Origin of the sequence: Pseudorhizobium halotolerans, from assembly GCF_902153235.2 — a bacterium.
GTDB lineage: Bacteria > Pseudomonadota > Alphaproteobacteria > Rhizobiales > Rhizobiaceae > Neorhizobium > Neorhizobium flavum.
The window spans coordinates 219,734-232,430 of the sequence record NZ_CABFWE030000005.1 but is presented as its reverse complement, the minus strand read 5'-3'; the positions used below and the strand labels follow the sequence as shown (position 1 = coordinate 232,430).

The 12,697-nt window shown below is 61.0% G+C and carries 12 protein-coding genes; 6 read left to right on the top strand and 6 right to left on the bottom strand.

What is annotated here, in order from left to right:
* Window positions 1-110: 110 nt before the first annotated feature.
* A complete protein-coding gene (gene wrbA / locus FN060_RS06030) occupies window positions 111-710 on the bottom strand; it encodes an NAD(P)H:quinone oxidoreductase type IV (RefSeq protein ID WP_142587306.1) in 600 nt (199 codons plus the stop codon).
* A gap of 216 nt (window positions 711-926) precedes the next feature.
* Here wrbA and FN060_RS06025 point away from each other — a divergent pair, with 216 nt between their 5' ends.
* Window positions 927-1,700, top strand: a complete 774-nt coding sequence (locus FN060_RS06025) for a competence/damage-inducible protein A (protein ID WP_142587305.1) — start codon at window positions 927-929, stop codon at window positions 1,698-1,700.
* A 95-nt stretch (window positions 1,701-1,795) separates the two neighbouring features.
* Window positions 1,796-2,632 carry a universal stress protein gene (locus tag FN060_RS06020; RefSeq protein WP_077547262.1) on the top strand — a complete coding sequence of 279 codons (837 nt, stop codon included), beginning with the start codon at window positions 1,796-1,798 and terminating at the stop codon, window positions 2,630-2,632.
* 43 nt (window positions 2,633-2,675) lie between these two features.
* Here FN060_RS06020 and FN060_RS06015 read toward each other — a convergent pair whose 3' ends face one another.
* Both FN060_RS06015 and FN060_RS06010 read right to left on the bottom strand, forming a co-directional pair.
* Window positions 2,676-2,921 carry a DUF982 domain-containing protein gene (locus FN060_RS06015; protein WP_077547261.1) on the bottom strand — a complete coding sequence of 82 codons (246 nt, stop codon included), beginning with the start codon at window positions 2,919-2,921 and terminating at the stop codon, window positions 2,676-2,678.
* Between the two features lie 73 nt (window positions 2,922-2,994).
* On the bottom strand, window positions 2,995-3,636 hold the full coding sequence (locus FN060_RS06010; protein ID WP_183950072.1) for a hypothetical protein: 642 nt from the start codon (window positions 3,634-3,636) through the stop codon (window positions 2,995-2,997).
* A 279-nt stretch (window positions 3,637-3,915) separates the two neighbouring features.
* Between FN060_RS06010 and gpt the strand changes: the two genes are divergently transcribed.
* The 3 genes from gpt to FN060_RS05995 all read left to right on the top strand — a co-directional run bounded on the left by gpt (window position 3,916) and on the right by FN060_RS05995 (window position 9,872).
* Window positions 3,916-4,413: a xanthine phosphoribosyltransferase gene (gpt, locus tag FN060_RS06005; protein ID WP_077547911.1), complete on the top strand. Its 498-nt coding sequence runs from the start codon at window positions 3,916-3,918 to the stop codon at window positions 4,411-4,413.
* 676 nt (window positions 4,414-5,089) lie between these two features.
* Window positions 5,090-8,908 carry a vitamin B12-dependent ribonucleotide reductase gene (locus tag FN060_RS06000; protein ID WP_142587303.1) on the top strand — a complete coding sequence of 1,273 codons (3,819 nt, stop codon included), beginning with the start codon at window positions 5,090-5,092 and terminating at the stop codon, window positions 8,906-8,908.
* A gap of 103 nt (window positions 8,909-9,011) precedes the next feature.
* Window positions 9,012-9,872, top strand: a complete 861-nt coding sequence (locus FN060_RS05995; RefSeq protein ID WP_142587302.1) for a hypothetical protein — start codon at window positions 9,012-9,014, stop codon at window positions 9,870-9,872.
* A 15-nt stretch (window positions 9,873-9,887) separates the two neighbouring features.
* Here FN060_RS05995 and FN060_RS05990 read toward each other — a convergent pair.
* The 3 genes from FN060_RS05990 to FN060_RS05980 form a co-directional block, all read right to left on the bottom strand.
* A protein-coding gene (locus FN060_RS05990) for an IS3 family transposase (RefSeq protein ID WP_139346087.1) occupies window positions 9,888-11,077 on the bottom strand; the annotation gives its coding sequence in 2 pieces (ribosomal slippage) (window positions 9,888-10,831 and window positions 10,831-11,077; 1,191 coding nt in all).
* 162 nt (window positions 11,078-11,239) lie between these two features.
* A complete protein-coding gene (locus FN060_RS05985; protein ID WP_052639540.1) occupies window positions 11,240-11,440 on the bottom strand; it encodes a hypothetical protein in 201 nt (66 codons plus the stop codon).
* A gap of 144 nt (window positions 11,441-11,584) precedes the next feature.
* A complete protein-coding gene (locus tag FN060_RS05980) occupies window positions 11,585-11,782 on the bottom strand; it encodes a hypothetical protein (protein ID WP_142587301.1) in 198 nt (65 codons plus the stop codon).
* A 111-nt stretch (window positions 11,783-11,893) separates the two neighbouring features.
* Between FN060_RS05980 and ku the strand changes: the two genes are divergently transcribed.
* On the top strand, window positions 11,894-12,694 hold the full coding sequence (gene ku / locus FN060_RS05975; protein ID WP_142587300.1) for a non-homologous end joining protein Ku: 801 nt from the start codon (window positions 11,894-11,896) through the stop codon (window positions 12,692-12,694).
* The last annotated feature ends 3 nt before the right edge of the window (window positions 12,695-12,697 follow it).

The window sequence follows — 12,697 nt, the reverse complement described above, 5'->3', positions numbered from 1 at the left end:
CCTTCGGAAGGAGCCGGCTGCCCCGCCAGGCATGGCGGCTCCTTCCGATGCGGTCACCAACGCAAAACGCGGCCCGGAGGCCGCGTTCGAGGTAATCGGGATCTTCTGGATCAGGCCGAAAGCTTGGCTGCCAGCTTCGCCACGTAGTCGCCCTGATAGCGGGCGCCATCCAGTTCGACCTGGGACGGCTGGCGCGAGCCGTCGCCGTCGGTGATCGTGCTTGCACCGTATGGCGAGCCACCCTTGACGGCTTCGACGCCCGACTGGCCCTGGAAGGAATAGGGAAGGCCAGCAACGACCATCCCCTGATGGAGGAAGGTCGGAAGGAAGCCGAGGATGGTCGATTCCTGGCCGCCGTGCTGCGTCGCGGTCGAGGTGAAGGCCGAACCGATCTTGCCGACAAGCTTGCCCTGGGCCCACAGTCCACCGGTCTGGTCCCAGAAATTGCGCATCTGCGAGGCAACCGTTCCGAAACGCGTGCCGGCGCCGACGATGATCGCATCATAGTCGGCGAGCTCTTCCACCGTCGCAATCGGTGCTTCCTGGTCGAGCTTGTAGTGCGACGCCTTGGCAACCTCTTCGGGCACCAATTCCGGTACGCGCTTGATGGTCACATCGGCGCCGGCGCCGCGTGCGCCTTCGGCAACAGCCTTGGCCATGGTCTCGATGTGCCCGTAAGCCGAATAATACAGAACCAGTACCTTTGCCATCTCTGATCTCCTTGGTGACGCCCATGCGGGTCAACTCTCCTCCACCTAAGCTGTTCCGGCGGCCAGATCAGCCCCGCCGGCAGTCGACGCAGTGTTCGCAAAACAGAGACGACGCTTGTCCATATGAGGACTAAAGCTGAACAGCAGCCGAAACCGCTTTCTGGCGAGCGGGGTCTGTCGTAGAAACGCTGCATATTCTCGGAGGCCCGCAATCACATGTCTTCTCCATCTGTCGTAACCGCTGCCATGCTCGCCATCGGCGACGAGCTCCTGTCGGGGCGCACCAAGGACAAGAACATCGGCCATCTGGCGGATGTCCTGACCGTCGCAGGGATCGACCTGAAGGAAGTGCGAATTGTCGCCGACGAGGAGGACGCGATCGTTGAAGCGCTCAATGCGCTCCGGCAGCGCTACGACTACGTGTTCACCTCCGGGGGCATCGGCCCCACCCACGATGACATCACCGCTGATGCGGTCTCCAGCGCTTTCGGACTGCCATGCGTGCACGATGCTGAAGCGATGCGACTTCTCGGGGAGATGTATGCACGACGGGAAATGGAGTTCACCGAGGCGCGCCAGCGAATGGCGCGCATGCCGCAGGGCGCGCGGCATATCCCTAACCCGGTTTCCACGGCCCCCGGGTTCATTGTCGAGAACGTCTATGTCATGGCGGGCGTGCCGCAGGTGTTTCAGGCCATGGTGGACAACATACTGCCCGAACTCAGAACCGGATCGCGGATGCTTTCGCGGGCACTGCCCTGCCCCTTCGGCGAGGGGGATATCGGCACGCCGCTCACCCGGATCCAGAAGGAACACCCGGCGACCAGCATCGGCTCCTATCCGAAATACGACGGGATACGTTTCTCTACGGAGATCGTCGTGCGCGCCCGCAACGAAAGCGAGCTTGAGGCTGCAGCACAGGCGATCGAGGAGATGATCCGGTCGCTGCAGGCAAGCCGGCTGCCACCCGGCATTGGCACGGATGCCTGACCGCAATCGCGATGACGATTGACCGATATCAAGGAAAGCCACAGGTTAGGAACCGAGACTGGGTCGACATCCATCGCGCACACAAGGGGGAAACCATGACCTACAAGACGATCCTCGCCGTACTCGACACGCCCGACCACGCGCAGCAGATCACCGACTACGCACTGGCACTCGCCAGCCGCTTCGATGCCCATGTGCTTGGGGTGCATGCCGAAACGCTCGCGGCAGTGCCGCTGATCGCGCCGATGGAAATTCCGGATCCGGCAGCGATCGAAGCCCTGCAGGAGGCAGCACGGCGGGAGACGAAAGAGGTGGAAGCCATCTTCCGCGAACGCGTGGCACGAGATGGCCGCTCGGCGGACTGGCGCAGCTTCGTTTCATCCTCCGGCTACGCTGCCGCCGCCGTGATGGAGACGGTTCGCGCCGCTGACCTTATCGTCGCGAGCCAGGGTGATCCGAATCATGAGAACCGCTCGGAGTTGGAGAATCTTCTGTTCGACAGCGGACGTCCGGTCCTGCTTGTGCCCTATGTCATGAAGGCGCCGCGCGATATCCGACGCGTCATGATCGCCTGGAACGGCTCGCGCGAAGCCGCACGGGCGGCCTTCGATGCCCTTCCTTTCCTGAAGACGGCCGAGAGCGTCGAAATCTTCTGCCTCGATGCGCCCGAGCGCCCGAACCAGTCGAAGGAATTCGCCGGCGTCGAGCTTGCAGCTGCCCTGGCTCGCCATGGCGTCAACGTCACGCTCACGACGCAGGAAAGCGGCGGCATTTCCGCCGCCGCGGCGATTGAGAACCGGCTCGCCGACAAAAGCGTCGACCTCTTGGTGATGGGCGCCTATGGCACGTCCCGCTGGTGGGAGATGCTGTTCGGTGGCGTGACCCGCAGCCTGCTGGAATCGATGACAGCTCTCTCCTTGATGTCTCGATAGGGGAACGCCCTGGAGCGCTTCCTGAGCCGCCGCAATCGACGGCTCAGTTCCGCAGGATCCCGGCCTCCTCTGCGGCCTTGATGAAGGCGGCCTCTGCCTCGGCGGGGTCACCTTCGCCCTCCAGTGCCTGCATGCAGCGCTTGCGCGCCACCGCAAACCATTTGCCGTTTTTGGTCGGCCAGCAGGTCGAGAGACATTCGAACGCTTCCCGGCTGTTGCTCACGCACCGGAAGTGATCCTGGCTGTCGATCATCAATTCCACGCTGCGGTCCCAAAGGTCGACAGGCATTCTCGGCTTTCCTTGTTCTACAACCATCAAAATCGCCCGGGAGCGGTGCCCCCGGGTTAATTTCGATCTTCTCCTATCGTTCCAGTTCGGAGCGAATTTCGTCGATCTTGCCGTCGGCACTTCCGACACCGAGAACGGCCTTGGCTTCCTCCAGCATTTCATCGGTCACTGGATCGTCCGTGAACGCGCTCAGGGCATCTCGCAATGCCTCGTCACCGAGGATCGCATCCGTTTCCGAAGGGGAGACGCCATTGTCGATCTCAAACTGGGCATAATCCATGGCGTAGGCCGATACGGCCTCCATGCGCGGATCATTGCTGTTGAGATAGGCGTGATAATTCCGGTTCAGGGAGTTCAGCCCCTTGAGTTCGGAGCGGCTGACGGACACCTCCTCACCACCTTTGTCTGCACGCCGGGCAGTACTCTTTTCGCTCTGGCCAGGCGCGAGGTCGCGCGCGCTCGCCTTGCCGGCGTCGCTACGGTCGGAACTCCGGTCCGAACCTTGGCCATGACCGCCGCCATTGCCGTTGCCATTGCCACCGCCGTTACCGCCACCATTGCCACCGCCGTTCCCGCCGCCGCCGCCATTGCCGCCGCCATCACCGCCTTTCGCCCAGACGGTATCCGTAAAGCCCGGCAAGTGGCTGCCGACCGCAACCGAGGACAGGAGGACGACAGCCAGTGCTGCAGATTTCGTGAGAGATCGGATGATCATGTTTATTCTCCTTTCGACCTTTCACCCCCGCGCTGAGCTTGTGTAGCAAGGGCCGAAAATCGAGAGCCGTCGGACCGATGCCCGAGCGCATCGGCCAAAGGTCCAACGACGCTTGCCCGCTGGCACTCCCTAAAGGCCAGGTGCCTTCCAGCGCTCCATCGCTCAGCGAGAGACAGGCAGGCTGCTTCACCTGCCTGTTTGCGTCGCACCGTCTTGCCAGTGTGCCGGACTCGCGGCTATTAGCGACAGCCAACGCAGCTCTTGCTAATGGCAGCCACCATGTCTCTTCCTGAAAAAGCCTTCCCCGTCTCCTGGGACCAGTTCCATCGCGATGCCCGGGCGCTTGCCTGGCGCCTCGCCGGCCTCGGTCAGGAGTTTCACGCCATCGTCTGCATCACCCGCGGGGGCCTGGTGCCGGCGGCGATCATCTCGCGCGAACTGAACATCCGCCTGATCGAGACGGTCTGCATCGCCTCCTACCACGACTATACGAGCCAGGGAGAGATGAACCTGCTCAAGGGGATCACTGCCGAGCTCGCCACGAATGGCGGCGAAGGCGTGCTGGTCGTGGACGACCTGACCGACACGGGCAAGACCGCATCGGAAGTGCGCGAGATGCTGCCCAAGGCACATTTCGCCTGCGTCTACGCCAAGCCGAAGGGCGTCCCGACCGTCGACACCTTCATCACCGAGGTGAGCCAGGATACCTGGATCTACTTCCCCTGGGACTTGGGGTTCACCTATCAGGAACCGATCGCCAAGGGCCACAAGGGCTGAAGGAGAAGGCGCCTCTGCGCCGGCCTCCTCGCTCCGCAGCACCGAATTGACGTTGCTGTCAAGACGCGGCCCGTCGCTATTTTTCGCGGCGGGCTTTTCCACAAGCCGCGTCGCAACGCCCAATATATCTCAACTGCCTGATCTACCGGGTGTTGCGCCCGATAGTCCGCCAACGCGGCATCCCCTGCTCTTCCGGTGCGCCCGCCACTGGCTCCACAACCGTCTGAAATTCCAGCAGAAAATTTCTTCCCCGTTTTCCACAGCACCAGACACAATATCTTGTGGTTAAGAAACCGTGTCGAACTATGCCTTGACGAATCTCCCGGCTCGCGGGAAATTGGCCAGGTGTTGCGGCGGCAACCGGCCACGGACTTCCGAGCGCCGGTTCCTTCATCGAGTTTTTAGGCGGAACGACAACGGCAGACCCTGCTATGAGGGGCGGTCTGGCGGAGGGTTTTTTTCGCGCGCCTCGAGGCTTGCCGAAACATCCGATGGGGACTGGTGAAAACCACCTGTTAGTACTATATTTAGTATTGCAGCCCACCCTCATCACAATATACAGGTCGGTATCCCAGTGATTCACCTGGATGATGAAGTTTCCCCGGCTGCCCATGATGGCGAGCAGCTGGACCGAATATCCGTGCCCTGACGGGCCAGCAGACGAGGGACAAAGGCAATGCGCATCGAACGTCGTTTCACCACGCCCGAGACAGGCGCCTATGGCGGGATCGAATTCCGCAAGGCGGTCAGCGAGATCCGCAATCCGGACGGCTCGATCGTCTTCCGGCTCGCGGATATCGACGTGCCGGCGCAGTTCTCCCAGGTTGCGACCGACGTGCTTGCCCAGAAGTACTTCCGCAAGGCGGGCGTGCCGAAGATCCTCAAGAAGGTGGAAGAGAACGACGTCCCTTCGTTCCTCTGGCGGTCCGTCCCCGATCTCGACGCGCTGAAGGCCTTGCCGAAGGAAGAGCAATACGGTTCCGAAACCGATGCGCGCCAGGTCTTCTCCCGCCTTGCCGGTACCTGGACCTACTGGGGCTGGAAGGGCAAGTATTTCACGTCGGAAGAAGATGCGCTCGCCTTCCGCGACGAGCTTGCCTACATGCTCGCCACCCAGCGCGTCGCGCCGAATTCGCCGCAGTGGTTCAACACCGGCCTGCACTGGGCCTACGGCATCGACGGCCCCGGCCAGGGCCACTTCTATGTCGATCCCTTCACCGGCAAGCTGACGAAGTCGAAGTCGGCCTACGAGCATCCGCAACCGCATGCCTGCTTCATCCAGTCGGTCGAGGATGACCTCGTCAACGAGGGCGGCATCATGGATCTGTGGGTCCGCGAAGCCCGTCTCTTCAAGTATGGCTCCGGCACCGGCTCCAACTTCTCCTATCTGCGCGGCGAAGGCGAGAAGCTGTCGGGCGGCGGCAAATCGTCGGGCCTGATGAGCTTCCTCAAGATCGGTGACCGGGCTGCCGGCGCCATCAAGTCGGGCGGCACGACTCGTCGCGCGGCCAAGATGGTGGTGGTCGACATCGATCACCCGGATATCGAGGAATACATCAACTGGAAGGTCAAGGAAGAGCAGAAGGTCGCCGCCCTCGTCACCGGTTCCAAGATCGTCGCCAAGCACCTGAAGGCGATCATGAAGGCCTGCGTCAACTGCGAAGGCCCGGACGACGACTGCTTCGACCCCAACAAGAACCCGGCGCTGAAGCGCGAGATCCGCGCCGCCAAGCGCGACCAGGTTCCGGAGAACTACGTCAAGCGCGTCATCCAGTTTGCGCGCCAGGGCTACAAGGACCTCGAGTTCAAGACCTATGACACCGACTGGGATTCCGACGCCTACCTGACCGTTTCCGGCCAGAACTCCAACAATTCCGTCTCGCTGAAGGACGACTTCCTGCGCGCCGTGGAGAATGACGGCGAGTGGAACCTCACCGCCCGCAAGGACGGCCGCGTCATGAAGACGCTGAAGGCGCGCGACCTCTGGGAGCAGATCTCCTATGCCGCCTGGGCTTCCGCCGATCCGGGCCTGCACTTCAACACGACGATGAACGACTGGCACACCTGCCCGGCCGCCGGCCCGATCCGCGCGTCGAACCCGTGCTCGGAATACATGTTCCTCGACGACACGGCCTGCAACCTCGCCTCGCTGAACCTGTTGCAGTTCAAGGACGCGACGACGAAGCGCATCGACATCGCCGATTACGAGCATGCGGTGCGCCTGTGGACCGTTGTGCTGGAAGTCTCGGTCATGATGGCGCAGTTCCCGTCGCGCCAGATCGCCGAACTCTCCTACGAGTACCGCACGCTCGGCCTCGGCTATGCCAATATCGGTGGCCTGCTGATGTCCTCTGGCATCCCCTATGACTCCACCGAGGGCCGCGCCATTGCCGGCTCGCTGACCGCCATCATGACCGGCGTCGCCTATGCGACCTCGGCAGAGATCGCCTCGGAACTCGGCCCCTTCCCGGGCTTTGCGCCGAACCGCGAGAACATGCTGCGCGTCATCCGTAACCACCGCCGCGCCGCCCATGGCGAAACCACCGGCTATGAAGGCCTGTCGGTCAACCCGGTCGCGCTCATCCACTCCGACAATCCCGACCAGGACCTTGTCGCCCATGCCCGCGCCGCCTGGGACAAGGCGCTCGAACTCGGCGAGAAGCACGGCTACCGCAACGCCCAGACGACCGTGATCGCGCCGACCGGCACGATCGGCCTCGTCATGGATTGCGACACGACCGGCATCGAGCCCGACTTCGCGCTGGTGAAGTTCAAGAAGCTCGCCGGCGGCGGCTACTTCAAGATCATCAACGGCGCCGTTCCGGAAGCGCTGCGCACGCTCGGCTACTCGGAATCGCAGATCGCCGAGATCGAGGCCTATGCGGTTGGCCACGGCAACCTCAACCAGGCGCCCGGCATCAATCCCGGCTCGCTGAAGGCCAAGGGCTTCACCGACGAGAAGATCGAGGCCGTCAATGGCGCGCTGAAGTCGGCCTTCGACATCAAGTTCGTCTTCAACCAGTGGACGCTCGGCGCCGACTTCCTGAAGGAGACGCTGAAGGTCTCCGACGAGCAGCTCGCCGACATGAGCTTCAACCTCCTGGAGCACATCGGCTTCTCGAAGAAGGAGATCGAGGCCGCCAACATCCATGTCTGCGGTGCGATGACGCTGGAAGGCGCGCCCTTCCTGAAGGCCGAGCACCTGCCGGTCTTTGATTGCGCCAATCCCTGCGGCAAGATCGGCAAGCGCTATCTGTCGGTTGAAAGCCACATCCGCATGATGGCGGCCGCCCAGCCCTTCATCTCGGGCGCCATCTCCAAGACGATCAACATGCCGAACGAGGCGACCGTCGAGGATTGCGGAGCGGCCTACATGCTCTCCTGGAAGCTGGCGCTGAAGGCCAACGCGCTCTACCGGGATGGCTCCAAGCTCTCCCAGCCGCTCAACGCCTCGCTGATCGACGAGGATGACGCCGAGGAAGCGATCGAGGACCTGATCCAGCAGCCGGTCGCCGCCCAGGCGGTCACCATCACCGAGAAGATCGTCGAGCGCGTGATTGAGCGCGTCACCCGCGAGCGGGAAAAGCTGCCGAACCGCCGCCAGGGCTATACCCAGAAGGCCAATGTCGGCGGCCACAAGGTCTATCTGCGCACCGGCGAATTCGGCGACGGCCGCCTCGGCGAGATCTTCATCGACATGCACAAGGAAGGTGCGGCCTTCCGTGCAATGATGAACAACTTCGCCATCGCCATCTCGCTCGGCCTGCAATACGGCGTGCCGCTGGAGGAATATGTGGAGGCCTTCACCTTCACCAAGTTCGAGCCGGCCGGCATCGTCACCGGAAACGACGCGATCAAGAACGCCACGTCGATCCTCGACTACGTGTTCCGCGAACTCGCCGTCTCCTACCTCAACCGCCACGACCTGGCGCATGTGGATACGTCGGACTTCTCCAACACCGCGCTCGGCAAGGGCATCCAGGAAGGCAAGACCAACCTGATCTCCACCGGCTGGACGCGCGGCCACAAGCCGACGCTCATCCAGGGCGGCCAGTCGGGCTCGTCAGAAGCAAAGGGCTCGGCCACCGCCGCCCCTGCCAAGGCGTCCGGCGGCGGCAATGTGACGGCATTCGCCGGCTCCGCCGCCCGCAAGCTGGAACCGGCCATCGCCGCCTCCACCTCCGAAATCGTTGCCTTCAAGCGCGACTACGAGGAACGCGCCAAGGAACTGGCCGAGGAGATCGCCGAGGAGGTTCTGGAAGAGCTTGCGACCGAGGAACAGCAGGCCTCCACCGCCCTCTTCTCCGACAAGGCCGCCGCCGACGCCGCTGCTGCCAAGACGGAAGCCAAGAAGGTGGAGAACGAACGCCGCATGCGCTCGATCGCCCAGGGCTACACCGGAAACATGTGCTCCGAGTGCCAGAACTTTACCATGGTGCGAAACGGCACGTGTGAGAAGTGCGATACGTGTGGTGCCACGAGCGGGTGCTCGTAACTGCACCCCTAATTCGTAGTAGTTGCGGCCCGGGCACCCCCCGGGCCGCAACTGCAGGAGGGAACAAAGTAGAAACGGAGCGATCAACACTGGAGCGTTTGAAATGGATTTTCGTGCATACCTTCGTGCTGAACGACTGTTCACTGAGACGCCCTATGAGCAGATTGGGCTCCTCCCAAAAGAACGTGTGACGGCGGTCCCTAGTGAAGTTGTCTTTGACAACTTCTACCGAAGCCAAAAGGAGCGGATATACTGCCATATTTGCGGTGGCCATCGCCATCTCAACGGCATTACAGGGCTTGTCGACGGTGACAAACGGATGCTTTTTGGTAGCTCCTGCGCCAAAGAGTTTTTCGGCGCCGAAACAGCCAAGCTATGCGCAGGCGAGTCCAAGCAGCGCACCCGACGCGCACATAACCGCTATGTCATCCAAGTGATTGCCAATTCGATAGAGCCTATTGAAGGATGGCTTAAAAGCTACCGACCGTTACTTACTCATATAGAGTCGGCTTGGGTTGAAATGCTTCTAAAACACGAGAAACCTGTAGCGCACCTTCTGACCCACCTTGCCCGAAACAACGGCCGTGTCGTAGAGACCTCTCACGTTGCTGTGGGCGGAAATGCAAAGCAGTTGGAACGCGTTGAGCAACATTCGATTGTTACGCACGTCTCCCCAAGCAGCGCTATTCCCTATCTGAAACAGATAATTCAGCGAGTTACTCTCGTAGAAGCGTTTGTTTATGCCGTACAGTCGGTGAGGACAGAGCCAACCGATCAAATGTTCGCGAATCTCGCTGCTAAGCACCAGAAGACTTTGGAGGCTGCGGAGGTTGTGGATGCTTGCATCGCGTTTACTCGCGATTTCTTTCAGCCAAGCAAACTAATCCTATTGGCTTCCTGGATGGAGAAAGAGCGCAAGAAACGTCTCAGCCATTTGGCCGAGGTGAAGCCCCAGAACCTATGAGCTTGCCCCCAAGTTTTATCCAGTTTTGAGTTCGCTCCGGCGGTTTTGGGTTGCTGTGTTTGCGGCGGTAGCGGCGGGATGGGGTGCGGAGCCATTCCGGCTGCGTAGCACCGCGTCACGTCGCGGGTTGATGGTTTGAGCGAACTCGGCAGGTGTCAGCCAGCCGAGTCCAGAGTGTGGGCGGTGGTGGTTGTAATCGCTGCGCCAGTTTGAGAGCGCTGACCGGGCATGGATCAGTGATGAGAAGAGGATTTCATTCAAGAGCTCATCCCGCAGTCGTCCATTGAAGCTTTCGATGAATGCGTTCTGGATCGGCTTTCCCGGCGCGATGTAATGCCATTCTACCCTGGTCCGATCCGTCCATTGCAGGATCGCATTGCTGGTGAACTCGCTGCCATTGTCGCTGACCATCATCTTCGGCTTGCCTCGTCCCTCGATGATCCGGTCCAGCTCACGGGCAACCCGAAGGCCCGAGAGTGATGTATCGGCGACGAGACCCAGGCATTCTCTGGTGCAATCATCGACGACTGTCAAAATCCGGAATCTACGACCATCCGTGAGCTGATCCGACACGAAGTCCAGCGACCAGCGATCATTGGCCGCCATCGGGACCAGCATCGGTGCTCGCGTGCCAATTGCTCGCTTACGACCGCCGCGTTTGCGCACAGTCAGCTTCTCCTCCCGGTAGAGCCGGAAGAGCTTCTTGTGGTTCACACGGTGCCCTTCACGTTTGAGCAGCACGTGGATGCGTCGATAGCCAAAACGACGGCGTTCATGCGCCAACGCTTTCACCCGCTCGCGAAGACGATCATCGTCGCTGCGCCTGGTTTCGTAACGGATCGTCATTCGGCAAAAGCCGCTGGCTTTACACGCCCGCCGTTCGCTCATCTGGTGATGATCCATCAGATGCGCGACAGCTTTCCGCCTTGCTGCGGGCGTCACCACTTCTTTCCCAAGAGGTCCTTCAAAGCAGCATTGTCGAGCATCGCATCCGCCAGAAGCCGCTTCAGCTTCGCGTTCTCGTCCTCCAGCGTCTTCAGCCGCTTGGCCTCCGATACGTCCATGCCGCCGTATTTGGCCTTCCATTTATAGATGCTCGCATCGCTGACGCCATGCTTGCGGCAAAGCTCCGAGACCGGCATGCCCGCCTCATGCTCCTTCAGGATGCCAATGATCTGCTCGTCTGTGAAACGGCTGCGCTTCATTCTCTGGTCCTCTTAATGGGCCAGAGCTTACTTCAAATTGGATTAGATCAGCGGGGCAAGGTCAAGGCTGCCGCGCCAAGGGACGAGCCGGTGTGAGGCCGCAAAGCCAAACGTCGTGGAACGAGAGATCGCTTGCCACGCGACCAGGCCGATAAAGGTCAGCTACTGCTCGTATTTCTCCCCGAGCGCCTTTTGAAGCTGCTGAGCGAGTTCCAGAAGACGATCGGGAACAGGCTCCTTCTCGATCTCGTGCAGGAGAACCGATACTTCGCGGCTGACGCGCCGCCCCAATCGAATTTCCGCCTCTGTACTGGGATCGATCTTTTTCGCCATTCCGACCTCGGACGATGCTGTGACGGTCATCGCCCACCTTCTGCACTAGAGCTTATCTCAGTCCTCCTTACAGCAATATTCCAATCTTCGGAAATCCCGAAAATGTCACAGGTGACAAAATGCAAAAAGGCGATCCACGGGAGTGAATCGCCTCGAGAAGCAGATCGCAGTGCCTCACCTGCGTGGGGGAGGAGGTGTTCCCGCTGGAATGGACGTAACCGTCGTGGCTACGGGGTCGCTCGCGGGGAAGGTATCTTCCAGTCCTTCCTCAAGTTGTTCTTCCAGATTTGCCGCGTCGTCCTTTTCGCGCGCCGAGGGGGTCGTGCGCTGTCCTTTGTCCGGCATCTTCTGCATATCTTGTTCTGTAGTCATAGCATGTCCTCCGTGCCTACTTGCTCCAGGGGAAACGTTGGCGTGCGATCTTGGTTCCGGAGGGAACCTCCGGTACCCACACGACGTTTGCGCAGCGCGTAGGAGACTGTCATGGCGCCCCGTTCGTTCTGGAAAGGCTATCTCAAGCTGTCACTGGTGACGTGCCGGGTAAGCATGACGCCGGCGGTTTCCGAATCCGGCAAGGTCCGTTTCCACAATCTCAATCGTAAGACGCACAACCGGGTGATGAGCCAGTATGTGGACGCAGTCACCGGAGAAGCGGTGGAGGACGAGGATCAGGTCAAGGGATACGCCAAGGGAGAAGATGACTATGTCCTGATCGAGGACGAGGAGTTCGACGATGTCGGCCTCGAAAGCACTCGCACGATCGACATTTCCACCTTCGTGCCGGTCGAGTCGATCGGCTGGATCTGGTACGACCGCCCGCACTACCTCGCGCCTGATGACGAGGTGAGTGCGGAAGCTTTCGCGGTGATCCGTGAAGCCATGGCGAAGACCGGTACGGCCGGTATCGCGCGCCTCGTCATGTATCGGCGCGAGCGCGCTGTTCTTCTCATCCCGAAGGACAAGGGGATCGTCGTGTGGACGCTTCGCTACGGTGACGAGGTGCGCGATGCAGACTCCTATTTCCATGACGTCGGGAAGGAGAAGCCGTCTTCGCAGCATCTCACCATGATGAAGAAGTTGATCGGAGAGCGTACTGCGCGCTGGGACCCGAGCATGGCGGACGACCCTGTTCAGGATCGCCTGCTCGATATCATCGCTGCCCGCAAGAAGGGCAAGAAGGTGAAGAAGCCAGCGGAACCGAAGCAGGAAGCGCCCAGCAACGTCATCGACATCATGAGCGCGCTGAAGAAGAGCCTCGCTGCGGAACGCAAGGCCCCTAGGTAAGAG